The 23104-nt window shown below is 73.5% G+C and carries 23 protein-coding genes; 6 read left to right on the top strand and 17 right to left on the bottom strand.

Going from position 1 to position 23104, the window contains the following annotated elements:
* Positions 1-164: 164 nt before the first annotated feature.
* The 3 genes from ACFPYL_RS01840 to abc-f are packed head-to-tail and all read right to left on the bottom strand — an operon-like array spanning position 165 to position 3568.
* Positions 165-1109, bottom strand: coding sequence for a DUF5926 family protein (locus ACFPYL_RS01840; protein ID WP_379149748.1), 945 nt, complete (start codon positions 1107-1109; stop codon positions 165-167).
* A gap of 10 nt (positions 1110-1119) precedes the next feature.
* The gene (locus ACFPYL_RS01835; RefSeq protein WP_379149746.1) at positions 1120-1926 is read right to left on the bottom strand and encodes a glycerophosphodiester phosphodiesterase family protein; all 807 of its coding nucleotides are present in this window, start codon (positions 1924-1926) and stop codon (positions 1120-1122) included.
* 4 nt (positions 1927-1930) lie between these two features.
* The gene (gene abc-f, locus ACFPYL_RS01830; protein ID WP_379149745.1) at positions 1931-3568 is read right to left on the bottom strand and encodes a ribosomal protection-like ABC-F family protein; all 1638 of its coding nucleotides are present in this window, start codon (positions 3566-3568) and stop codon (positions 1931-1933) included.
* A gap of 37 nt (positions 3569-3605) precedes the next feature.
* Between abc-f and ACFPYL_RS01825 the strand changes: the two genes are divergently transcribed.
* Entirely contained in the window at positions 3606-3908 is a 303-nt protein-coding gene (locus ACFPYL_RS01825) for a dihydrofolate reductase family protein (RefSeq protein ID WP_379149743.1), read from the top strand.
* Here the strand turns inward: ACFPYL_RS01825 and ACFPYL_RS01820 are convergent.
* On the bottom strand, positions 3865-5067 hold the full coding sequence (locus tag ACFPYL_RS01820; protein WP_379149741.1) for an ATP-binding protein: 1203 nt from the start codon (positions 5065-5067) through the stop codon (positions 3865-3867). The two genes, ACFPYL_RS01825 and ACFPYL_RS01820, sit on opposite strands and share 44 nt — an antisense overlap.
* Positions 5068-5123: 56 nt before the next feature.
* Positions 5124-5378 (bottom strand): hypothetical protein, encoded by a 255-nt coding sequence (locus ACFPYL_RS01815; RefSeq protein ID WP_379149740.1) that lies wholly within the window; start codon positions 5376-5378, stop codon positions 5124-5126.
* Positions 5379-5436: 58 nt separating this feature from the next.
* Here ACFPYL_RS01815 and ACFPYL_RS01810 point away from each other — a divergent pair, with 58 nt between their 5' ends.
* Positions 5437-6303 carry an Fpg/Nei family DNA glycosylase gene (locus ACFPYL_RS01810; RefSeq protein ID WP_379149738.1) on the top strand — a complete coding sequence of 289 codons (867 nt, stop codon included), beginning with the start codon at positions 5437-5439 and terminating at the stop codon, positions 6301-6303.
* A gap of 4 nt (positions 6304-6307) precedes the next feature.
* Here the strand turns inward: ACFPYL_RS01810 and ACFPYL_RS01805 are convergent, their stop codons facing one another.
* Positions 6308-7546 carry a hypothetical protein gene (locus ACFPYL_RS01805; protein ID WP_379149736.1) on the bottom strand — a complete coding sequence of 413 codons (1239 nt, stop codon included), beginning with the start codon at positions 7544-7546 and terminating at the stop codon, positions 6308-6310.
* A 78-nt stretch (positions 7547-7624) separates the two neighbouring features.
* Here ACFPYL_RS01805 and ACFPYL_RS01800 point away from each other — a divergent pair, with 78 nt between their 5' ends.
* The gene (locus tag ACFPYL_RS01800; protein ID WP_379149734.1) at positions 7625-7960 is read left to right on the top strand and encodes a rhodanese-like domain-containing protein; all 336 of its coding nucleotides are present in this window, start codon (positions 7625-7627) and stop codon (positions 7958-7960) included.
* Here the strand turns inward: ACFPYL_RS01800 and ACFPYL_RS01795 are convergent.
* Positions 7957-8427 (bottom strand): hypothetical protein, encoded by a 471-nt coding sequence (locus ACFPYL_RS01795; RefSeq protein WP_379149732.1) that lies wholly within the window; start codon positions 8425-8427, stop codon positions 7957-7959. The two genes, ACFPYL_RS01800 and ACFPYL_RS01795, sit on opposite strands and share 4 nt — an antisense overlap.
* A 36-nt stretch (positions 8428-8463) precedes the next feature.
* Positions 8464-9147: a leucyl/phenylalanyl-tRNA--protein transferase gene (gene aat, locus ACFPYL_RS01790; RefSeq protein WP_379149730.1), complete on the bottom strand. Its 684-nt coding sequence runs from the start codon at positions 9145-9147 to the stop codon at positions 8464-8466.
* 32 nt (positions 9148-9179) lie between these two features.
* Here aat and ACFPYL_RS01785 point away from each other — a divergent pair, with 32 nt between their 5' ends.
* Complete coding sequence (locus tag ACFPYL_RS01785; protein ID WP_379149728.1) at positions 9180-9872, top strand: EcsC family protein; 693 nt, start codon at positions 9180-9182, stop codon at positions 9870-9872.
* Here ACFPYL_RS01785 and ACFPYL_RS01780 read toward each other — a convergent pair.
* The 6 genes from ACFPYL_RS01780 to ACFPYL_RS01755 all read right to left on the bottom strand — a co-directional run bounded on the left by ACFPYL_RS01780 (position 9833) and on the right by ACFPYL_RS01755 (position 17711).
* Positions 9833-11047, bottom strand: coding sequence for a hypothetical protein (locus ACFPYL_RS01780; protein ID WP_379149726.1), 1215 nt, complete (start codon positions 11045-11047; stop codon positions 9833-9835). The genes ACFPYL_RS01785 and ACFPYL_RS01780 overlap by 40 nt on opposite strands.
* Positions 11044-12141 (bottom strand): hypothetical protein, encoded by a 1098-nt coding sequence (locus tag ACFPYL_RS01775; protein WP_379149725.1) that lies wholly within the window; start codon positions 12139-12141, stop codon positions 11044-11046. Before ACFPYL_RS01775 ends, ACFPYL_RS01780 begins: the two co-directional genes overlap by 4 nt.
* Positions 12138-13226 carry a hypothetical protein gene (locus tag ACFPYL_RS01770; RefSeq protein WP_379149723.1) on the bottom strand — a complete coding sequence of 363 codons (1089 nt, stop codon included), beginning with the start codon at positions 13224-13226 and terminating at the stop codon, positions 12138-12140. Before ACFPYL_RS01770 ends, ACFPYL_RS01775 begins: the two co-directional genes overlap by 4 nt.
* A 25-nt stretch (positions 13227-13251) precedes the next feature.
* On the bottom strand, positions 13252-14175 hold the full coding sequence (locus ACFPYL_RS01765) for a hydroxymethylglutaryl-CoA lyase (protein ID WP_379149721.1): 924 nt from the start codon (positions 14173-14175) through the stop codon (positions 13252-13254).
* Positions 14168-16069 (bottom strand): acetyl/propionyl/methylcrotonyl-CoA carboxylase subunit alpha, encoded by a 1902-nt coding sequence (locus tag ACFPYL_RS01760; RefSeq protein WP_379149719.1) that lies wholly within the window; start codon positions 16067-16069, stop codon positions 14168-14170. Before ACFPYL_RS01760 ends, ACFPYL_RS01765 begins: the two co-directional genes overlap by 8 nt.
* 127 nt (positions 16070-16196) lie before the next feature.
* Positions 16197-17711 (bottom strand): carboxyl transferase domain-containing protein, encoded by a 1515-nt coding sequence (locus tag ACFPYL_RS01755; protein ID WP_379150152.1) that lies wholly within the window; start codon positions 17709-17711, stop codon positions 16197-16199.
* An 85-nt stretch (positions 17712-17796) separates the two neighbouring features.
* Between ACFPYL_RS01755 and trxA the strand changes: the two genes are divergently transcribed.
* On the top strand, positions 17797-18180 hold the full coding sequence (gene trxA, locus ACFPYL_RS01750) for a thioredoxin (protein WP_379149717.1): 384 nt from the start codon (positions 17797-17799) through the stop codon (positions 18178-18180).
* A gap of 20 nt (positions 18181-18200) precedes the next feature.
* Positions 18201-18743, top strand: coding sequence for an SACE_7040 family transcriptional regulator (locus ACFPYL_RS01745; RefSeq protein ID WP_379149715.1), 543 nt, complete (start codon positions 18201-18203; stop codon positions 18741-18743).
* On the opposite strand, the gene ACFPYL_RS01740 is transcribed toward ACFPYL_RS01745, so the two are convergent.
* Genes ACFPYL_RS01740 through ACFPYL_RS01730 form a run of 3 tightly spaced genes read right to left on the bottom strand, consistent with a single transcriptional unit; the run spans position 18712 to position 23096 of the window.
* Complete coding sequence (locus ACFPYL_RS01740; protein ID WP_379149713.1) at positions 18712-19368, bottom strand: SWIM zinc finger family protein; 657 nt, start codon at positions 19366-19368, stop codon at positions 18712-18714. The two genes, ACFPYL_RS01745 and ACFPYL_RS01740, sit on opposite strands and share 32 nt — an antisense overlap.
* Complete coding sequence (locus ACFPYL_RS01735) at positions 19365-22058, bottom strand: DEAD/DEAH box helicase (RefSeq protein WP_379149711.1); 2694 nt, start codon at positions 22056-22058, stop codon at positions 19365-19367. The genes ACFPYL_RS01740 and ACFPYL_RS01735 overlap by 4 nt, the downstream gene beginning before the upstream one ends.
* Before the next feature lie 9 nt (positions 22059-22067).
* Positions 22068-23096 (bottom strand): zinc-binding dehydrogenase, encoded by a 1029-nt coding sequence (locus ACFPYL_RS01730; RefSeq protein WP_379150150.1) that lies wholly within the window; start codon positions 23094-23096, stop codon positions 22068-22070.
* Between the last annotated feature and the right edge of the window lie 8 nt (positions 23097-23104).

The following is a 23104-nucleotide window of genomic DNA, read 5'->3' as shown; positions in this document are numbered from 1 at the left end:
CCCCGGCGCTCGCTGAGCATCACGACCCCCGGCAGACACGAAAGGACCCGGTCGTTGTCGACGGGGGAGGCGACAACGACCGGGCTCGCAGACAGTACGTCGAGGACGGGGACGGCGCCAAGTTCCACGCCGTCGACGCGACAGGATTCACACGCCCGTCACATTCAGCGCAGCGTGACCTGACGGTTGGCGAGCCCCGACCGGGCCGCGCGCTCCTCGGAGGAGAGGTCGGAGTCGTCGGCCAGCGCCGCGGCGAGGTCGGCCGCGAACCGCTCGGCCGGCTCCTCCAGGGCCTCCGGGCCGGTCCCGACGGGGAGGTCCCAGACCGGGGCCAGCAGGCCGTGGGCGCGGAACATGCCCACGAAGCGGGAATCCTCCACCAGGACGTCCTTGCCCGCGGCGTGCAGCCGCGCGAGGGCGTCGAGCAGCCGGTCCTCGGGCTCCGGCATCACCCAGCGCAGGTGCTCCTTGGGGCCGACGTTGGTCCAGTACGCGCTCTCGACGGTCGTCAGCCGGGCGGTCGGGTTGGCGGCGGAGTTGGCCTGCTCCAGCGCGGCCTCGGCGGCGGCCCGGTCGGACTCCGGCACGTCGGCGACCCAGAAGCCGAACCCGTCGTGGACGGTCACGTCCAGGGCGTCGTCGGTGATCAGGTCCTGGAGGCGCGGACCCTCTCCGGGCTGGTCGGTCAGGCCGACCACGCCGGGCTCGGCGGCCAGCGCGAGCTCGAGGACGGCGCCGAGGTCGCGGGCCGGGTCGCCGAAGTTGTGCTGCACCTGGAGGCCGAGCCAGATCTCGCCGTTGTCGCGCACCATCGCGGGCGCCGCCATCGGCAGCAGCGAGCAGAGCCGGACGACCCGGTCGGCGTCGCTCTTCAGGGTCAGCGGGGCGGTCGCGGCCGGCACCAGCTCGCGCAGGGCGACGACGTCGCACTCCGACGGCATCCCGTCGAACGGGCGGCCGACGTACACCGAGGCCGCGCCGCCGGGCGCGCCGTGGCAGGCTTTGTAGCGCTTGCCCGAGCCGCACGGGCAGGGCTGGCGGGGGCCGACCTCGCCCTCGGCGAGCTCACGGGTCTGCGGGCGGGACTTGGTGCGGGACTTCTTGGCCATGCAGAGGAACTTATCCGGCGGTGGCGTCCTTGCCGTCCAGCAGGTCGAGGACGTACGCCGGGCGGTCGGTGATGACCGCCTTCACGCCGAGCTCGAGGCAGAGGTCCAGCTGGGCCTCGGTGTTCACCGTCCAGACGTGCAGGTCGTGACCGGCCCGGGTGATCCGGCGCCCCAGCCTCGGGTGCTCGGTCAGCTCCTTGATGCCGGGCCCGACGATCCAGTCGCGCCCGATCATCCGGCGCAGCATCGACCAGTTGCGGGAGTGCTCGATCAGCATCACGAGCGGGACGTCGGGGGCGAGCCGCTCGACGCGCTGGAGCGCGGTCCACGAGAAGCTCATCACCCGGGCCGGCGACCCGGGCCGGTCCCAGCCGACGTGGCGTAGCTGGTCGACGAGCCGGCGCTCGACGAGCCCGCCGTACCGGGTCGGGTGCTTGGTCTCGATCGCCACCTCGACCCGGCGGTCGTAGTCGGCGACCGTCTCCAGGAGCGTGCGCAGGGTCAGGACCTTGTCGAGCCGGTCGTCCGGGTCGGGCGCCTCGTCGTCGAGGTCGGCCCAGGGGTTCTTCCACGAGTGGAAGTCGAGCTGGTCGAGCTCGGCGAGCTCGGTGTTGGAGATGGCCGCGCGCGAGCTCGCCGTACGCCGCAGGTCGCGGTCGTGGACGCAGACCAGGTGGCCGTCGGCGGTGAGCCGGACGTCGCACTCGAGCCCCTCGGCGCCGGCGTCGAGGGCGGCGACGTACGCGCGCAGGGTGTGTTCGGCGTTGTCGTGGCTGGCGCCCCGGTGCGCGACGACCTGGGGTCTCACGGATCCCATCGTCCTACTCCTCGGTGACCGTGCCGGCCTCGACGCGCCAGCGCCGGTCGACGGACACGTTGTCGAGCAGCCGGCGGTCGTGCGAGACGAGCAGCAGCGCTCCGTCGTACGACGCCAGCGCCTCCTCGAGCTGCTCGATCGCGGGCAGGTCGAGGTGGTTGGTCGGCTCGTCGAGCACCAGCAGGTTGACCCCGCGGCCCTGGAGCAGGGCCAGCGCGGCCCGGGTCCGTTCCCCCGGCGAGAGCCGGCCCACGAGGCTGGCGACCTGGTCGGCCTTGAGCCCGAACTTCGCCAGCAGGGTGCGTACGTCGGCGGGCGACGTGTCGGGCAGCGCGGCCTCCATCGCGGCGCCCAGCGTCGCGTCCTCCGCCAGCCCGGTGCGGGCCTGGTCGATCTCGCCGATCGCGACGCTCGCCCCGAGGCTCGCGCTGCCGCCGTCGGGTGCGGTGCGACCGAGCAGCAGGTTGAGGAGCGTGGTCTTGCCGGCGCCGTTGGGGCCGGTGATCCCGATCCGGTCCCGTGCGTCGACCTGGAGGCTCGCGGGGCCGAAGGTGAAGTCGCCCCGGCGGAGCGTCGCCTGGTTGAGGGTCGCGACGACCGCGCTCGATCGGGGTGCGGCGCCGATGCTGAACTGGAGCACCCACTCCTTGCGCGGCTCCTCGACCTCCTCGAGCCGCGCGATCCGCGACTCCATCTGGCGCACCTTCTGGGCCTGCTTCTCCGACGACTCGCTCTGCGCCCGGCGGCGGATCTTGTCGTTGTCGGGGCTCTTCCGCATCGCGTTGCGCACGCCCTGCGAGCTCCACTCGCGCTGGGTGCGGGCCCGCGCCACCAGGTCGGCCTTCTTGTCGGCGAACTCCTCGTAGGCCTCGCGGGCGTGCCGGCGCGCGACCGCGCGCTCCTCGAGGAACGAGTCGTAGCCGCCGTCGTACACCGTGACCTGGTGCTGGGCGAGGTCGAGCTCGACGATCCGGGTCACGCAGCGGGCCAGGAACTCCCGGTCGTGGGAGACGAGCACGACACCGCCGCGCAGGCCGTGCACGAACGCCTCCAGCCGCTCCAGGCCGGCCAGGTCGAGGTCGTTGGTCGGCTCGTCGAGCAGCACCACGTCGAAGCGGCTGAGCAGCAGCGCGGCGAGCGCGGCCCGGGCCGCCTGCCCTCCGGACAGGCTCGTCATCAGGGCGTCCGCGCCGACGTCGAGCCCGAGGTCGGCGAGCATCGGCGCGATGCGCTCGTCGAGGTCGGCGGCACCGCTGGCCATCCAGCGGTCGAACGCCGCGGCGTACTCGTCGTCCGCACCCGGCCGGTCGGTCCCGAGGGCCTCCGCGGCCGCCTCCATCGCCGTCGTCGCGCCCGTGGCTCCGGTGCGGCGGGCGACGTACGCCGCCACGGTCTCGCCCGGGACCCGCTCGTGCTCCTGCGGGAGCCACCCGACGAAGGCGTCGGAGGGCGCCGTGCTGACGGTGCCGCCGTGCGGCTCCAGGTCTCCGGCGAGGATGCGCAGCAGGGTGGTCTTGCCGGCCCCGTTGGCACCCACGACACCGACGACGTCGCCCGGCGCGACGGTCAGGTCGAGGCCCTCGAAGAGGGTGCGGTGGCCGTGGCCGCCGGCGAGGTCCTTGGCGACGAGGGTGGCACTCACGGCGCACATTCTTCCCGGTCCGTCCTACCGTCGGTGCATGCGCACGGTGAGACTGATGCCACGACGGCGTACCTCTTCGGGCGCCGCACCTCCGAGAAGAGGCGACGGCGCGATCGCCGTGCTGGGCAGCGGGGTGCTCGCGCGGTCGCTGCTGGCGGCCGACCTCGTCGACGAGCTCCAGCTGTTCGTGCACCCGTTGCTGCTCGGGTCCGGCAAACGCCTCTTCGGGGACCTGCCGCTGCCCCGGGAGCTGCGCCTGGACGCCGTCAGCCGCACCGACCTCGGGACGGTGCAGCTCACGTACGCGATCGAAGGAACTTCCCGAAGTGAGGCACCGTGAACGCGACACTCCCTCGCTCGCCGGAGTAGACGAGCCCCTTCTTGATGAGCCCGTCGCGCGCGGGCGAGAGCGACTGCGGCTTGCGGGCCAGGTGGGCCGCCACGTCGGCGGTCGGGATCGGGCCGTCGACGGTGCCGTCGCCCCGGTCGACCCCGAGGTCGGCCATCGCGGTCATGTAGTCGCGCTCGGCCCGGGTGGCGCGGTCGTAGCGCGCGCCGAAGAAGCCCACGGCCAGCTCGGCCTCGGCCTCCGGCGCGGCGGCCCGTACGTCGGCGGCGCGGATCGGCGACCCGACCGCGGCGTCCCACGTGACCTTGCCGTAGGCCTGCACGAAGTAGGGGTAGCCGTCGGTGAGCCGGTAGAGCTCGTCGAGGGCGTCGTCCTCGAAGTCCACGTCCTCCTCCGCCGCGGGGAGCCGCCACGCGCGGTCGGCCATCTCGCGCGGGAGCCGGTCGACGGACGCGTAGCGGAAGAGTCGCTCGGCGTACGACTTGGACGCGGCGAGCGCGACCGGGAGGTGCGGCAGGCCGGCGCCGACGACGATCAGCGGTGCGCCCTGCTGGCTGATCTCGTGGCAGGCGCCGCAGAGCGCGGCGAGCTCCGGGGTGGAGACGTCCTGCATCTCGTCGACGAAGAGGCCGACACCGACGCCGAGGTCGCCGGCGAGCGTCGCGACGTCGGTGAACAGCTCGACCAGGTCGAGCTCGAGGTCGCCGGAGTCGGCGCGGCCCTTGGCGGCGACGACGTCGGTCGGGGGCGTCCAGCGGAACCCCTTGCGGCCGTCGACGTCGGTGCGCAGCGCGAAGCTCTTGAGCACGCCGGCGACCTCGTCGACCCGGTCGGGGTCGCGGTGCCGGTGGGCGACCTCGCGGACCGCGGCGTGCACCGCCTGCGCCACCGGGATCCGGATGCTCTGGTCGGGACGGGCCTCGATCTTGCCGGTCCCCCAGGCCCGGCGTACGGCCTGGCCGCGCAGCGCGTTGAGCAGCACGGTCTTGCCGACCCCGCGCAGCCCCGAGAGCACCATGCTGCGCTCGGGCCGACCCGCAGCCACCCGCTCGAGGGTCACCTCGAACTGCTGGAGCTCGCGGTCGCGACCGGCCAGCTCGGGGGGTCGCTGGCCGGCGCCGGGCGCGTACGGGTTCCGGATCGGGTCCACGTCAGGACGGTATCCGCGTGTCTAGCGGATTCCGTAGAGAACGCGCCGCCGGAGCCTCAGGCGGACTCGACGATCCCGAGCCGGTCGCGCGCGTCCTCGTAGGAGCGCACCAGGCCGGAGCGCAGCATCTCGATCAGCGCGGGGACCTCGTCGATGGCGAGCCGGAAGGAGCCGGCGCAGACGTTCTCGCGCCACAGCGACAGCACCACCAGCCCGGACTCCTCGTGCCACGAGACCCGCAGCGCGCGGTCGCCACCGCGGGCATCGAGGAAGATCGACCCCGTCTCCGGCAGCGGGCGTACGGCGGGCACCCCTCCATCATGCGCCTGACCAGCAAGGACTGTCACCGCTTCTGCCTAGAATCGACGCGTGCCCGAGCTGCCGGAGGTCGAAGCGCTGGCCCTCGATCTGGGGAGCCGGCTGGACGGTCACGCGATCGCCAAGATCCACGTGGCGGCGTTCAGCGCCCTGAAGACCTTCGACCCGCCGCTGTCCGCGCTCGAGGGCACGATGGTCGACGGCGTCACCCGGCACGGCAAGTTCCTCGACATCGAGGCCTCCGGCCTGCACCTGATCCTCCACCTCGCCCGCGCGGGCTGGGTGCGGTGGCGCGACGAGGTGCCGACGATCCCGCCCAAGCCGAGCACGAAGTCGACGCTCGCCGTCCGCGTGGTCCTCGACGACCAGTCCGGGCTCGACATCACCGAGGCCGGCACCCGCAAGAGCCTGGCGATGTACGTCGTCCGCCAACCGCTCGACGTCCCCGGCATCGCCAGCCTGGGGCCCGACCCGCTCACCGACGACTTCACCATCGACCGGCTCGCGGAGATCCTCGAGCGCGAGGGTCGCAAGCAGCTCAAGGGCGTGCTGCGCCACCAGGGCACCATCGCCGGCATCGGCAACGCCTACTCCGACGAGATCCTGCACGCCGCGAAGATGTCGCCCTTCAAGCCGGCGAGCGGGCTGACCGACGGCGAGCTCGCGACGCTCTACGACGCGATCCGCACGACCCTCGGCGACGCCGTCGACCGCTCGCGCGGCCTGCACGCCAGCGAGCTGAAGGGCGAGAAGAAGACCAACCTCGCCGTCCATGGCAAGGCGGGCCAGAAGTGCCCGGTCTGCGGCGACACCGTGCTCTCGGTGTCCTTCGCCGACTCCAGCCTCCAGTACTGCCCCACCTGCCAGACCGGCGGCAAACCGCTCGCCGACCGGCGGATGAGCAAGCTGCTCAAGTAGGGCGTCAGCCCACCGCCGCGACCAGCTCCCGCGCCCGCGCCCCGAGGTCGTCGACCGACAGCCCGTAGCGCCGTTCCAGCACCTGCTCCGTCCGTCGGGGGTGGCGATAGGCGTTGACGCGGTGCAGGACCGCCACGAGCCTCGCCGGCTCCGACGTCCCGAAGTGCTCGCCGAGGTAGGTCATCGCGGCCCACGCGACGGCGTAGTTGCCGGCCCGCTCCTCCCAGGTGTCGGCGAAGAAGGTGTCCGTCGGGAGACCCACGCCGTCCGTGACGATCCCGGGTGGGACGAGGTCCGTGATCGGCGCGACCGGCCCGCCGGCCCGCCCGGACGAGTAGTACTCCGCCACCCCTTCGGTCGCCCAGGTCGGCGCCCGCTGATGACGGGCCAGCAGCACGTGGACGAACTCGTGCCGCAGCATCGTGTGCAGGTAGGTGCTGGAGTCGTCGCGCAGGGTGGACGGCGCGACCAGCACCCGGAAGTCGATCTCGTCGGTCCCCGTGCGCACCGGCACCTCGATCCCGCCGGTCAGGTCCAGGCTCCGGTAGTAGAAGCCGTTCACGTTCATCGCCCGGTTCGTCGTGAAGGCCAGGACCACGACACCACGGTCGTCCGGGCGGTGGTTCTCCGTCGCGAGCAGCCGCCGCTCGGCCTGCCAGGCGTCGACGGCGGCGTCGAGGATCCGGTCGCGGGCGGAGCCGTCCTGCTCATCGGTGACCAGGAGCACGCCCTCGCGGTGCTCGAGGATCGCTCCGGGGGCCTCCCAGGGGGCCTCGGTGACCTGGATGTCCTCGGTCTCGTCCGCGTCCACGGACCAGCAGCCGTCGTGCTCACCGAAGGTGACCCGGTGCACGACGCCGAGCGGCTTCTCGTCGATGCCCTTCAGCTGCACCGCCTGGTTGACGTACGACGTCAGCTCGCCGGGCGCGGCGTGCTGGGTGACGCTCAGGGTCAGGTCGAAGCTGTGCGGCGGGAGCTGCTGGATCCGGTCGAACCGCGCCTCCTGCTCCTCGAGCGCCCCGGCGTCGGCATCGCGCGACGAGGTCGCCAGGAACCCGTCGCGGTCGCCTGCGCGGACGGCCGCGGCCCGCTGGTCGAGAAGCGTCTGGGCGGCCGTGCGTGCGTCGTCACCTCGCACGCACGGGGCACGCCGGGCACCTGAGCCGGACGGGTCCCCGGTGCAGCCGGCCTGCGACAGCAGGAGCAGGACGGCGAGCAGGGCGACGAGGGTGCGAGCGCGCAATCGGACCTCTGGTTGGTCGAGTCGGACTGCGGAGCCTAGTGTCGGACGTCCGGCACGTGCAGCGACTCAGGAGAACCGATGAGCCAGATCCCGACCGTCTCGATGGACGGCGTGCCCGACCCGCTGCCGGAGGGCCTCGCGGTCCTCGACGTGCGCGAGCCCTTCGAGTGGGAGCACGGGCACATCGACGGCGCCCTGCACATCCCGATGAACGAGCTCCCCGGACGGCTCGACGAGGTCGGGGACGGCCAGACCCTGGTGGTCTGCAAGGTCGGCGGCCGGTCCGGTCAGGTCGTGGCGTGGCTCCAGCAGCAGGGCTACGACGCCGTCAACCTCGACGGCGGCATGCTCGACTGGGCGGCGGCCGGCCGGCCCATGGTCAGCGAGACCGGCCGGCCGCCCCAGGTCGTCTAGGACGCGTCGTCCGACGGCGCGCTCGGGACCGACGGGCTCGGGCAGTTCTTCGTGGTCCAGCTGCCGAACGCCTCGGCGGACTTGTTGTCCTCGGCCGAGACGTCGTCCCCGAGGTTCTGGAGGTCCTCGGCGGTGGCGTCGTCGTCGATTCCCTCGAAGGTCGAGATCACGACGTCGAACCCGTCGCGCTCGTCGTCGCTCAACTCGCTCGGCGTCCCGTAGTCCTCCATCTCGGCCGCCCAGTCCTTGACGCCCTTGATGGCAGTGGTCGGGTCGTCCGAGCTGGCCCCGGCCAGGTTGTCGTAGAGCTCGTTGAACTTCTCGCAGAAACCGTCCTTCGTGACGCTCTTCGACGCGTCGTTCCCGGAGTCGCCCCCGTCGCTGTCGCTGCCGCCGCAGCCGGTCAGGCCGGCCCCCACGGCGCTCAGCACGAAGGCGATCCCGGCGATCTTCACTGCAGTCTTCATGGGGTCGTCTCCCTCGTCGTGGCTGCTGGGTCCGGCTCACCCTTCCCCGATGAGGTCCGGTTCACGCACGTGAAGAGCACGGGTGAGCCGCCGCAGATACTCGGCGCGCGACACCTCGACCACACCGAGCGACGCCAGGTGCGGCGTCATCCACTGCACGTCGAGCAGCCGCTCGCCGGCGTACGTCGCCCGCAGCCGCTCGACGAGGGCGACCAGGGCGACCTTCGAGGCGTCCCGCTCCCGGTGGAACATCGACTCCCCCGCGAACAGCCCGCCGATGCCCACGCCGTACAGCCCGCCGACCAGACGCCCGCCCTGCCAGGTCTCGACGGAGTGCGCCCAGCCCAGCTCGTGCAGCCGCAGGTACGCCGCCCGGATGTCGCGGTCGATCCAGCCCTGCGGGCGGGCCGGGTCGGCGCACGCCTCGACCACCTCGGCGAACGCCGTGTCGACCCGGACCTCGAACTCGCGGCACGAGCGGCGCAGCGATTTCGAGACCACCAGGCCGTCGAGCGGCAGCACCCCGCGACGCACGGGGCAGAACCAGTAGGTCGGATCGCCGCGGGTGCCGGACGGCATCGGGAAGAGCCCGCGGCGGTACGCCGCCAGCAGCGTGCCGGGCGCCAGGTCGGCGCCGATGCCCACCAGGTCGTCGTCGGGGTCGAAGCCCGCGGGATCACCGAACGTCCAGCGCGACGGCGGAGGCTCGATCGGAGGCACGGTCCCGACCGTAGCGGCCGTACCATCGCCGTGTGGGCGCGAGGAGCAGCATCACCGCAGCGGCGGGCAAGTACGTCGCACCGCGGATGCCTGTGCTCGCCCCGGAGCTCAACGCGACCTTCGTCCAGGAGGCGCTGCGCCGGGCGATCCACGGCGTCGGCCCGCTGCCCCCGGCCGCGACCACGGCCGAGCGACACCTGCGCGAGCACGACGGCAAGCTGAAGAAGGCCGTCCGCTCCGCCATCGACGACCACGTCCGCTACGCCGGTGCGCAGGGCATGCTGACCAGCGTCGGCGGTGCGTTCACGGCGATGGTCACCATCCCGACCAACATCACCGGCCTCGCGCTGATCCAGGCCCGGATGGTGGCGGTGATCGCGCACCTGCGCGGCTACGACCTCGAGGACCCGCGGGTGCGCAACGCGGTGCTGGCCTGCATGCTCGGCGAGGACAAGGTCGACGCCCTGGTGCGCGCCACCAAGATCCCGGCACCGCCGATGGCCCTGGCGACCGCGCCGGTGCACGACCCCGAGATCGCCCGCGTCCTGTCGGCGGAGGTCACCTCCGAGCTGGTCACGAAGGTCGCCGGCAAGCACGCGGCCATCGCCGTGGCCCGCAAGGTCCCGGTCGTCGGCGGCATCGTCGGCATGGGCGTCGACGGCCTGGCGACGTACCAGATCGGCCACTACGCCGCCGGCGAGCTCCGCCCCCGCGCGCGGCGGTAGGCCGCGAGCGCGCGCCGGCCGATCCCGCTGCCCTGCAGGCGCCGCACGGTCTTCTCGCGCCACCGGTACGTCGGGCGCAGGTAGGAGCGCTCGAGCGCGCGGTAGGCCGCATCGAGCTCGCCCTGGAGCTCGCCCTCGCGGCGGCGCAGCCGGGCGCCCTCGAGGAGCGTCGCCTTGAGCGCGTCGACGGCCGCGTCGGCGACCTGCTCCTCGTCGGGGTGGTCGGGGTCGGCGTACTCCGCGACCGGCGGCGCACCGACCAGGTCGGCGGTGTCGCCGACGACGTCGTAGCCGCGCCGGGCGATCTCGTCGAGCCACGACGCGGTGACGTCGGCGACCCACGGGTGCAGGTCCGGCGGCAGGGCGAGGCGGGGCGACTGCGTGCGGCGCGACAGCGTCTGGTGGGCCAGCAGCTCGCGCACCAGGGGCCGGTAGTCCGCGGGCTCGAGCTCCTGGTTGGCAGCCCGGTTGATGCGGCGCACCAGCGCCGTCTCCGGTACGCCGAGGGACGGGTTGGTGCGCTCGGCCTCGAGGGTGAGGTCGAGCCCGTCGAGGCCGAAGACCGTGCTGAAGCGCTTCCACAGCAGCTCCTGCGGGCCGCCGAGCGGCGGCACGGTGACCAGGTGGACGCGCTCCGGGGGCAGGTCGCCGCCCCAGCGGTTGAGGATGTCGGGGAGCTCCTGCACGCCCCAGAACCAGGTGGAGATCCGAGTCTCGCGGCGCGGGTCGCGGATGTCGTCGAGGAAGGCGCGGTAGGAGAGGCCCGCGCGGTGCTTGACGTTCTCCTGCCACTCCGCGGGGATCTGGCGCACCAGGTCGCGCACCGAGACGACGACGTGGATCTCGGTGCCGTCGTCGTGCCCGAGCGAGGTCAGCGCCCGGCCGACCTGGGCCCGCGACGCCGTCGCGAGGATCTCGTGGCTGATGATCGAGGTGCCGTCGTGCTTGCGCACCTGCGCGGCGAGGTCGTCCCAACGGCCGACGGCCTGTCCCTCGAGCCCGCCCCACGGCATCCGCATCAGGTCGAGCGCGGCCAGGAAGTGGGCGTCGAAGCGGTCGGCCGGGTAGAGGATGCCGGCCGCGGCGAGCGTGCGCTGGTTGCGGAGCAGCACGTCCTGGAGGTACGACGTGCCCGTCTTCGGCGTACCGACGTGCAGCAGGACGCGGGAGCTCACGAGACCTTCACTTCCACCAGCAGGCGCAGGGCGAGCGCCAGGACGCCGGCGTCCGAGGGTTGCGTGACGCCGGGGCGCTCGACCGGCAGCAGGCCGTCGGGGTCGCCGAGGACAGGGTAGCCAGCGCGGACCACCTCGTCGCGCATGGCGCGGGCCCGCTCGCGCGCCCAGCGGACCCGGCGCTGTGGGAGCACCAGCGCCGGACCGGGGTGCTCGGCGAGGCGGGGCACCAGCACCTGGCGCAGCAGCGCCCGCCGCTCCGCGGGCACCGCCAGCAGCCCGAGCACCTGCCCGGTGCGCCGGGCCAGCTCCACGGCGTCCGCCGAGAGGGCGGGCGCGGCCGCGAGCCGGCGACGTACGCCGACCAGGCGCGGCAGCGCGTCGACGTCCAGCACGACCCGGACCCGGCGTACGCCGACCCGCTCGGCCGCGGTCCGCGCCAGCCGGGGGAGGTCGATCCGGTCGGGCAGCTCGTCGAGGCGGGCCGCCCGCCCGACCCAGTCGCCCCAGGGGGTCACGCCGCTGCCGATGCTCCGGGCGGTCCAGGCGTCGACGAGCATCTGCCCCACGTCGGTGCCCACGACCAGGACGAGCTCGTTGCGCCCGCCGGGCGGTCGACCGCGCGAGACCAGGTCGACCCGGCGGGGGTCGGTGAGCATCGGGTCGCCGAGCAGCCGGTAGCGGGTCCGCCACGGGCGCGGCCGCGACGGGGTCACGTCGGGCAGCCCCGCGGCGTGCACGTCCTCGGCGAGCAGCGCGGTGGCGACCCGGAGCAGCTCGTCGGCGTCGAGGTCCGCGGGGTCCACGGGCGGCGGCCCGAAGGCGAGCGGCTCGACGGAGCCGACCAGCTCGAGGTCGGGTCGACCGCGGCCGGGGGCGCTCGCCTCGAGCACCCGGCCGGCCAGGGTGGCGGGCACCGGGCCGGACGCGTTGAGACGGCGGAGCAGCTCGAGCTGCTGGGCTCCGGGCAGGTGCCGGCCGTGCGCGTCGCCCTCGGCGGCCCAGTCGCGCCAGGGCGTCGTACCGCCGTCGCGCAGGTGGGCGGCCCAGCCCCAGGCGCGTCGGAGGCCGGGGGTGTCGCTGGCGCCCGTCATCGCTCCCGCAGCCGCTTGGCCACCTTGGTGACCCGGGCGCTCAGGTGCTCGTCGGGGTCGTCGCGGCGGGCGGCCTCCTCGATCATCGCGACCAGGGCGTCGAGCGCGGCGTCGGCGACGTCGCGCGGCCGGGCGCGGTCGGGGTTGAGCCACACCTCGTCGGCCGGCGGACGCACCGGGCGCAGGTCGTCGATGTCGCCGACGACGTCGACGCCGGAGCCGATGATCCACTCGCGCCAGGACTCCGCGACCTCCTCCGCCCAGTCGTAGCACTGCGGCGGCAGGGTGAGCCGGTGCTTGTTCTTGCCCGCGGCGAGCGTGTCGTGGACGAGCAGCTGCCGCACCAGGGCGCGGTAGTCGGCGTGGTCGACGTCGGCCCGGCGGAGCCGGGTGTTGAGGCGGCGCAGCATGGCGCTCTCGGCGACACCGATCGACGGGTTGCGGCGCACGCTGTCCAGCGGCGCCCAGGCCGGGTCGACACCGACCGCGCGGCAGAAGCGGCGCCACAGCTCGCCGTGCGCGGCACCGGGCTGGGGCACGGTGACGACGTGCACCTGGTCGGGCGGCAGCTGGCGGCTCCACCGCTCGAGCACCTGGGTGACGCCCTGCACCTGCCAGAAGGACTGGGCCACGCCGGTGCGCGGCTTCTGGATCCGGCGGACGAACTTGCCGTAGGACAGCCGGCGCTGGTGCTTGAGGCGCTCCTGCCACTCGGCGGGCACCTGGCGGGCGACGTCGCGGGCCGTCAGCACCACGTGGATCTCGGCAGGCGCCAGCGAGGTGACCGCCCGCTCCACCTGCTCCCGGGTCGCACCCGCGAGGATCTCGTGGCTGATCACCGCCGTGCCGCTGGCCCGCCGGATCCGCTTCACCAGCGAGTCCCACTCGCCCTTCGAGTCGGCGAGCAGGCCGCCCCAGGGTCGCTCGACGAGGTCGAGGGCCGCGTGGAACATGTCGGCGCGCAGCCCGATCGGGTAGCGGACGTCGTGGCGCGCCAGGGCCGACTTGTTCAGCGCCAGCCGGTCCTGGATGTAGGTGGTCCCGGTCTTGGGCGAACCCACATGGAGGTAGACGACGTCGGCCATGGCCCGATTCTGCCGTAGCCCGGGGCTACGCGAGCGCGCGGACGACCGCCGAGGGGCTCGGCCGTCCGAGGTGGCCGGCCATCCACACGCTGGCGTCGACCACCTGCTGGAGGTCGACACCGCACTCGATGCCCAGGCCGCGCAGCATCCAGACCAGGTCCTCGGTCGCGAGGTTGCCGGTGGCGCTCTCGGCGTAGGGGCAGCCGCCCAGCCCGCCGGCGCTCGCGTCGTACGTCGTGATGCCGGCGCGCAGCGCGGAGAGGGTGTTGGCGAGGGCCTGGCCGTAGGTGTCGTGGAAGTGCATCGCGAGCTGGTCGGTGCTCATGCCTGCCCGGCCGAACGCGTCGACGAGCGCGGTGACGTGGCCGGCGGTGCCGACGCCGATGGTGTCGCCGAGGCTGAGCTGGCTGGCGCCGAGGTCGAAGAGCCGCTTGCCGACGCTGACGACCTGGTCGACCGGCACGGCGCCCTCCCAGGGGTCGCCGAAGCACATCGACACGTAGGCGCGGACGTCGAGGCCGGCGTCGCGGGCCCGGCGGACCGTCGGCTCGAACATGGCGAACTGCTCGTCGAGGCTGCGGTTGAGGTTCTTCTGCGCGAAGGTCTCCGTCGCGGAGCCGAAGATCGCGATGTGCTTCGCGCCGAGCTCGAGGGCTCGGTCGAGGCCGCGCTCGTTGGGCACGAGCACCGGGCAGTCGCGCCCGGCCTCGCCCAGCAGCTCCATCAGGTCGGCGGCGTCGGCGAGCTGGGGGACCCACGTCGGGTGCACGAAGCTGGTGGCCTCGACGATCGGGAGACCGGCGGCGAGGAGGCGGCGTACGAACTCGGCCTTCACGTCGGTGGGGACCAGGGCCTTCTCGTTCTGGAGGCCGTCGCGCGGGCCGACCTCGTAGATCGTGACGCGCTCGGGCAGGCCCTCGGCGCGGACGTTCGTGGGCAGGTCACTCATCGGGCTGCACCTCCAGCAGGGTCGCACCGAGCGCGACCTGCGCACCGGTGGTCGCGGCCAGCGCGGCGATCGTGCCGTCGAAGGGCGCCTTGAGCGACAGCTCCATCTTCATCGCCTCGAGCACGACGAGCACCTGGCCGGCCTCGACGCGGTCGCCGTCGGCCACGCGTACGTCGAGCACGGTGCCCGGCATCGGCGCCGTGATCGCGCCGTCGCCCACGTCGGCCGCGTGGTCGCCGAAGACGTCGGGACGCTCGAACGCGAAGCGCTGCCCGCGGTAGGACACCTCGGCGACGTGCGGCTGCACGTTGACCACGGCGCGGTGCCGGCGGCCGTCGACCACGAGCTCCAGGGTGTGGTGGGCGGCGGAGACCTCGCGGACCGCGACCCCGTCGATCGTGCCGCGGTGGCGGTCGACGACGACCGGTCGGTCCAGCTCGACGAGGGTCGGCGCCGGGTCGGCGCCCGAACGCCAGCCGTCGGACTGGAACGGGTGCCCGCTGTCCTGGACGGCGGCGAGCATCGCGCTCACCCAGGCCACGAACATCCGGGGCAGCTCGTCGTCGGGCCGCGCGACCTCGGCGGTGTCGAGCCAGGCCGTGTCGATCGTCGCGTCCCGGAACTCGTCGCTCGCGACCAGGGCCCGCAGGAAGCCGGCGTTGGTGGTCAGGCCGAGGATCGCGGTCCGGTCGAGCGCGTCGACGAGCGCGAGCCTGGCCTCCTCGCGGGTCGCGCCGTGCGCGATGACCTTGCCGAGCATGGGGTCGTACGACGTGCTCACGACCTGCTCGGGCTCGAGGGCGTGGTCGACCCTCACGCTTTCGGTGGTCGAGTAGCGAGCGCCAGCGAGCGTATCGAGACCGGGCCACCGCACGATGGAGGTGCGGCCGGCCTGGGGCAGGAAGCCGCCGAACGAGTCCTCGGCGTACACCCGGGCCTCGATGGCGTGGCCGGTGACGGTGACGTCGTCCTGGGTGATCGGCAGCGGCTCGCCGTCGGCGATGCGCAGCTGGAGCTCGACCAGGTCGAGACCGGTGATGGCCTCGGTGACGGGGTGCTCGACCTGGAGACGGGTGTTCATCTCCAGGAAGTAGGCCTCGCCGGTGTCGGAGTCGAGCAGGAACTCGACGGTGCCGGCGTTCTCGTAGCCGACGTGCCTGCTCAGCGCGACGGCGCTGCTCGTGACGAGCTCGCGCACCTCCGGGGTGATCGTCGGTGCGGGCGCCTCCTCCAGCACCTTCTGGTGGCGGCGCTGGGTCGAGCAGTCGCGCTCGAAGAGGTGGACGACGTTGCCGTGGGCGTCGGCCAGCACCTGGACCTCGATGTGCCGGCCGCGCTCGACGTACTTCTCGACGAGCATCGTGTCGTCGCCGAAGGCGCTGGCGGCCTCGCGCTTCGCGGCGGCGACGGCCTCGGCGTACTCCGCGGCCGAGCGGACCACGCGCATGCCCTTGCCGCCCCCACCGGCGGCGGCCTTGACGAGCACGGGATAGCTGGAGTCGTCGGTCGGCTCACCCTGGGGCACGACCGGCACCCCGGCCGCGATGGCGATCTCGCGGGCGGCGTCCTTGCGGCCCATCCGGTCCATCACCTCGGCGGACGGACCGACCAGCGTGATGCCGGCCTCCTCGAGGGCCCGGGCGAAGGCGGCGCGCTCGGAGAGGAAGCCGTAGCCCGGGTGGACGGCGTCGGCGCCGACCTCGCGGGCCGCGGCCACGACGGCGTCGATGTCGAGGTAGCTCTCGACGCGCACCGCGTCGTCGGCCGCGCGCACGTGCGGCGCGTCCGCGTCGAGGTCGGTGTGGATCGCGACGGTGCGGATGCCCATGCGGCCAGCCGTGCGCATGACGCGCAGGGCGATCTCGCCGCGGTTGGCGATGAGGAGGGTGTCCATCAGATGTCCTTGGTCTCCGTCACTGGGTTTCGACGCGCCCGTTGCGCACTCGTACCTCGGCCGCAGGGCTTGCTCGACCTGGTCTCGCCCACGCGCCGCGTTCGTTCCTCACGCGTCACTGCGAGCCTCACATCCTGAAGACGCCGTACGACGGCGTCGGGGTCGGGGCGTTCGCGGCGGCGGCGAGGCCGAGGCCGAGGACGCGTCGGGTGTCGGCCGGGTCGATGATCCCGTCGTCCCAGAGGCGGGCGGTGGCGTAGTAGGGCGAGCCCTGGGTCTCGTACTGCTCGCGGATCGGCGCCTTGAAGTCCTCGTCGTCGGGCTTGCCGGCGACGGTCGCGAGGACGGAGGCGGCCTGCTCGCCGCCCATCACCGAGATCCGCGCGTTGGGCCACATCCAGAGGAACCGCGGGTCGTAGGCGCGCCCGCACATGCCGTAGTTGCCGGCACCGAAGGAGCCGCCGATGACGACGGTGAACTTCGGCACGACCGAGCACGCGACCGCGGTCACGAGCTTGGCGCCGTCCTTGGCGATGCCGCCGTTCTCGTACTCGCGGCCGACCATGAAGCCGGTGATGTTCTGCAGGAACACCAGCGGGATGCCGCGCTGGTTGCACAGCTCGATGAAGTGCGCGCCCTTGAGCGCCGACTCGCTGAAGAGGATGCCGTTGTTGGCGACGATGCCGACCGGGTGGCCCCAGATGTGCGCGAAGCCGGTCACCAGCGTCTCGCCGTACAGCTTCTTGAACTCGTGGAAGCGGCTGCCGTCGACGACGCGGCGGATCACCTCGCGGACGTCGTACGGCGTCCGGGTGTCGGCGGGCACGACGTCGTACAGGCTGGACGGGTCGTCGTGCGGCTCCTCGACGGGCGCGAGCTCGTACGGCGCGCCCGCGGGCCGACGCTCGAGGGTGCCGACGATGCTCCGCACGATCGCGAGCGCGTGGGCGTCGTCCTCGGCGAGGTGGTCGACGACGCCGGAGGTGCGGGCGTGCACGTCTCCGCCGCCGAGGTCCTCGGCCGTGACGACCTCGCCGGTCGCGGCCTTCACCAGCGGCGGGCCGCCGAGGAAGATCGTGCCCTGGTTGCGCACGATCACGGTCTCGTCGGACATCGCGGGGACATAGGCGCCGCCGGCGGTGCAGGAGCCCATCACGCTGGCGATCTGGGGGATGCCGCGGGCCGAGAGGTTGGCCTGGTTGAAGAAGATCCGGCCGAAGTGCTCGCGGTCCGGGAAGACCTCGTCCTGCATCGGCAGGAACGCGCCGCCCGAGTCGACGAGGTAGACGCACGGCAGCTGGTTGTCGGCGGCGACGGTCTGCGCGCGCAGGTGCTTCTTGACCGTCATCGGGTAGTAGGTGCCGCCCTTGACCGTCGCGTCGTTGGCGACGACCACGACCTCGCGGCCGCTGACCCGGCCGATGCCGGTCACGACGCCCGCGCTGGGCACGGCGTCGCCGTACATCCCGGTCGCGGCCAGCGGGCTCAGCTCCAGGAACGGGCTGCCCGGGTCGAGCAGCCGGTCGACCCGGTCGCGCACCAGCAGCTTGCCGCGGTCGGTGTGCTTGGTCCGGGCCGCCTCGCTGCCGCCCTGCCGGGCGACCGCCAGCCGCTCGCGCAGGTCGTCGACGAGCTCCTTCATGTGGGTCACCCCACCTAGGTTAGCGATCGTTAACCTGCGGGTCCACCACGGGAACATCCGCCCGCGTCGCGCCGTTGGACAGGGCATGGCCACCACCGAGCTGACCGCGGACACCTTCGAGCAGACCGTCGTCGACAACGGCATCGTCCTCGTCGACTTCTGGGCGTCGTGGTGCGGCCCGTGCCGCCAGTTCGCCCCCGTCTACGAGGACGCCGCCGGCCGCCACGACGACATCGTCTTCGGCAAGGTCGACACCGAGGCCGAGCAGTCGCTGGCTGCCGCCGCGCAGATCACCTCGATCCCGACGCTGATGGCCTTCCGCGACGGCATCCTCGTCTTCAGCCAGCCCGGCGCCCTCCCCGCGCCCGCGCTGGAGCAGGTGATCACCGCCGTCAAGGACCTCGACATGGACGACGTACGCCGCCAGATCGCCGAGCAGAACGGCGAGACCGGGACCACCCAGGGTTAACAGGCCCTAACCTGGGCGGCATGAGCCGCAGGGACCAGATCCTGGAGACCGCGGCCGAGCTGTTCGCCCAGCGCGGCTACCACGGGGTCTCGGTGGCCGACCTGGGCGCGGCCTGCGGGATCTCCGGCCCGGCGCTCTACAAGCACTTCCCGTCGAAGCAGGCGATGCTCGCGGAGATGCTCGTCTCGATCAGCGAGGAGCTGCTCCGCGAGGGCCGCCGCCGGGTCGCCGAGACCCCGGATCCCCAGGCGGCGCTGGCCGCCCTGGTCGACTGGCACGTCGACTTCGCGCTGCGGCACCGGCCCCTCATCGTGGTCCAGGACCGCGACTGGGAGTCACTGCCGGCGGAAGCGCGCGAGCAGGTGCGCGCCCTCCAGCGCGAGTACGTCGACCTGTGGGCCGCCGAGCTCCGGGTGCTCGACCAGGGGCTCGACCTGCCGACCGCGCGGTCGATGGCGCACGCGGCGTTCGGACTGATCAACTCGACCCCGCACAGCGGGCTGCTGCCCGACGCCCGGATGCGCGACCTGCTCACCCGGATGGCTCTGGGGGCGCTTCGCTGAGGATCCGCGCGGCGTAGAGAGCTGCCTCGACCGCGTGGTCGAGGTCGGCGTCCACCTCGACGTCCGTCACCTGGCGGGCGTGGAGGCGCGCGAGCAGGTCGTCGCGCGGCAGCCCGCGCAGCTGGAAGAGCACGAACGGGTCGGCGTCGACCAGCCAGGCCAGCTGGTAGAGCACCGCCAGCGCGTGCGTGCAGGGGTCGGTCCAGTGGTCGCACCCGCAGGCCGACCCGAGCTCGAACCCGCTCGGCAGCAGCTCGGCGCCGGCCTCGTCGGCCTGTTCGACCAGGTCGTGCGGCAGCTCGCCCGCAACCAGCGCCGCCACCCGCCCGGCGGCCGCGGCCACCGTCTCGACGAGGGCGGCCACCCCCGCCGCGTCGAGCACCGGCAGCGACCCCTCGACCGTCCAGAGGCCGCGCGCGTCGTCGACGGACGCGACGTACCGGCCAGGCTCGGTCGCGATCTGCCCGACGTGGCCGCCGCGGGCCAGGGTGCGGGCCGCGCGCAGGTCGGCCTCGGCGTACGACGCCTCCTCGACCGCGCGGACCCACGCCTTGCCCCACCAGGTGGTGGCCCGCGCGGCTCCGCGCCGCTGCGGCACCCGCGGGTGGAGGACGGCGCCGCTCACTCGTCGACCGCGTCCGGGCGCAGGGTCACGAGGTCGCGCAGCTCGTCGTTGCTGAGCTCGGTCAGCGCCATCTCGCCCTTGCCGAGCACGGCGTCGGCGAGCGCGCGCTTGCGGCCGAGCATCTCGGCGATCTTCTCCTCGATCGTGCCGCGGGTGATCATCCGGTGCACCTGCACCGGTCGGGTCTGCCCGATCCGGTAGGCCCGGTCGGTGGCCTGCTCCTCGACGGCGGGGTTCCACCACCGGTCGACGTGCAGCACGTGGTCGGCGCGCGTGAGGTTGAGCCCGGTGCCGCCGGCCTTGAGCGACAGCAGGAACACGGGAGCCTCGCCGGCCTGGAAGCGACGCACCATCGCCTCGCGCTCCCGCACCGGCGTGCCGCCGTGCAGGAACTGGTGCGGTACGCCGGCGCGCTCCAGGTGCGCCTCGAGCAGCCGCCCCATCGCGACGTACTGCGTGAAGACCAGTGCCGCGCCGTCCTCGGCGAGCACCGTGCCGAGCAGCTCGTCGAGCAGGTCGATCTTCTGCGAGCGGCCGGACAACCGCACCGCGGACTGCTTCAGGAACTGCGCCGGGTGGTTGCAGATCTGCTTGAGCCCGGTGAGCAGCTTGAGCACCAGGCCGCGCCGGGTGTCCTCGTCGGCGCGCTCGATGCGCTCCATGATGTCGCGCACGAAGGACTCGTAGAGCACCACCTGCTCGCGGGTCAGCCCGATCCGGTGGTCGGTCTCGGTCTTGGCCGGCAGCTCCGGTGCGATGCCCGGGTCGGACTTGCGGCGGCGCAGCAGGAACGGGCCGATCAGCTCGGCGAACTGCGCCGCCTTGGTCGGCTCGCGACCCGACTCGATCGGCGCGGCCCAGGCCTTGCGGAAGGCGTTGCGGCTGCCGAGCAGCCCGGGGATCGCCCAGTCGAGGATCGCCCACAGCTCGGTCAGGTTGTTCTCGACCGGCGTGCCGGTCAGGGCCACCCGGGCCGCGCTGGGGATGGTGCGCAGCGCGCGGGCCGTCGACGTACGCGGGTTCTTGACGTGCTGAGCCTCGTCGGCGACGACCAGGTCCCAGGGCACGGCCGCGAGGCGCTCGGCGTCGCGCTGCATGGTGCCGTACGTCGTGAGCACGAACCCGTCGCCGGCCCTGTCGAGGTCGCGCGCGCTGCCGTGGAAGCGGGTGACCGGCGTGCCGGGGGCGAAGCGGTGCACCTCGTCCTCCCAGTTGCCGAGCAGGCTGGCCGGACACACGACCAGGGTCGGGCCGCTCGTTCCGGACTCGTGGCGGTGCAGGTGCAGCGCGATCAGCGTGATCGTCTTGCCGAGACCCATGTCGTCGGCCAAGCACGCACCCAGCCCGAGCGAGGTCAGCTCGGCCAGCCAGGTCAGCCCGTGGCGCTGGTAGTCGCGCAGCGTGGCGGTCAGCGCCGCCGGCGGGTCGACCGGCTCGCGGGTGGCGGCGCTCAGCAGCTGCTCGCGCACCTTGAGCAGGCTGGCGCCGACGACGACCTGCTCCTGCTGGCCCTCCTCCGGGCCGGTCTGGACGACACCGGTCAGCGCGGCGGCGACGGCCTCGGCCGGCTTCACCGTGCGCAGCAGGCGCTTGCGGGCCTTGCGGACGATCGACGGGTCGACGACCGTCCAGTTGCCGCGCAGGCGCATCAGCGGGGTCGCGGACGACGCGAGCTGGTCCATCTCTGCGTCGCTCAGTGGGTCGCCGTGCAGCGCCACCTGCCACTTGAAGGCGAAGAGCGCCTCGGTGCCGAGCAGCGGCTCGTTGAGCGGCTCCTCCCTCGGGGCCGACGGCGACGCCCGGTCGAGGGTCGCGGTCGCGCTCAGGTCGCGGCCCAGGCTGCGCGGCCACAGCACGTCGACGCCGCGATCGCGCAGCGCCCCGACGCCCTCGTCGAGCAGGCTGACCAGCTCGTCGGTGTCGAGCACCAGCTGGTCCGGCACCCGCAGCTCGAGCAGCCGGTCCAGCACCGGCCAGGCGTCGGCGGCCGCCCGCAGCGCGATCGTCGCGTGGGTGCGCGCCCGGTCGCCGAACCCGTGCTCGGCCGCGCCGTGCGTCCACAGCTCGGCCAGGTCGCAGAGGTGCAGCGGGTTCTGCTCGTCGTGCACCTGCGGCACCAGTCGTACGGCGCCCGCGACCAGCTCCTCCTCGTCGGCCTCGACCCGGATCGAGAGCCGCACCAGCTGCGGCAGGTCGGTCGGGTCCACCCGGCGGTGCTTGGCCAGCCGGGCCTGGAGGCGCTCCTCGAAGGACGGACGCGACGACGTCGGGCCGGGTCGGCGTACCGGCACCTCGACCGGCGGTTGTCGTGGCATCGCGTCGGCGACCGCGTCGATGAGCTCGCGCACCACCCGCTCGTCCTCGCGCTGCGCCCGCGCGAGCATCTCGATGCGCTCCTCGTCGTCCTCGTCGAGCCCGCTGACGCGCCAGCTCGGCGGGCTGCCCTGCGTCGACTCCTGGGGTGCGAACTTCCCGGCGGCCACGAACCGCATCCCGAGCAGCGCGGCTCCGGAGAGCAGGCCGACGCTGGGGTGCAGGTCCTCACGGTTGCGCGCCTTGGTCAGGACCGGCAGCGCCGCGCGGATCGGCAACGCGACCGTGCGGCGATCGTCGGTGAACTCCACGACCCCCTCCCGCGGCGGCTCGCCTGCGCGGAACGTCGCCGGGCCGGTGAGCGGGACGAAGGACACGCTGAGACGTTAGCCGGGCGCGACGACGGTGATGCCGGCGACGGGAGCGCTGTCGAAGACCGGCAGCAGCCGCGCCGCCTCCTCGAGGCCGATCGTCCGCTCGACGAGCAGGTCGGGCCGCAGCGCGCCACGCTCGATCAGCTCCAGCATCGCCGGGTAGTCGACGGCCGCCATCCCGTGGCTGCCCAGCAGGTCCAGCTCCCAGCCGATCACCCGGGCCATCGGCACCCGAGGATGCCCGTCGACCGGTGGCAGCAGCCCGACCTGGACGTGGCGGCCCCGCCGGCGCAGGCTCAGGATCGCGTCCGCGCAGGTCTGCTCGCTCCCGACCGCGTCCACGGAGACGTGGCTCCCACCACCGGTCAGCTCGGCGACGCGCGCCGGCACGTCGGTCCCGTCCGCCAGCAGCGTGTGCTCCGCTCCGACCTCGGTGGCCAGGACGAGGGCCTCCGGGTGGCGGTCGACGACCAGGACGCGCGCCCCCTGGGCACGGGCGATCATGACGGCGCTGAGCCCGACGCCACCCGCACCGACCACCGTCACCCACTCGTCCGCCTGCACCCGGGCCCGCCCGACCAGCGCGCGGTACGCCGTCGCGAACCGGCACCCGAGGGCGGCCGCGGTCGCGGGCTCGACCCCGGCGGGCAGCGCCACGAGGTTGGTGTCGGCCGCGTGCAGGACGACCTCCTCCGCGAACGAGCCCCAGTGCGTGAAGCCGGGCTGCTGCTGGTCCGGGCAGACCTGGGCGTCGCCGGCGAGACACCAGGAGCAGCGGCCGCACCCGCAGACGAACGGGACCGTCACCCGGTCGCCGACCCGCCACCTCGCGACACCGGCACCCACCTCGACGACCACGCCGGCGAGCTCGTGGCCGGGCACGTGCGGGAAGACGATGTCGTCGTCGTGACCGGCCCAGGCGTGCCAGTCGCTGCGGCACAGGCCGGTCGCCAGCACCCGCACGACGACCCCGCGCGGGGGTGCGGACGGCGACGGCACCTCCCGGACCTCGGGCACTGCTCGGACCGCATCGACGACCATGGCGCGCA

Origin of the sequence: Nocardioides hankookensis (genome assembly GCF_042658885.1) — a bacterium.
Taxonomy (GTDB): domain Bacteria; phylum Actinomycetota; class Actinomycetes; order Propionibacteriales; family Nocardioidaceae; genus Nocardioides; species Nocardioides hankookensis.
The sequence above is the reverse complement of the archived record's forward strand: the minus strand, read 5'-3'. Positions and strand labels throughout refer to the sequence as shown.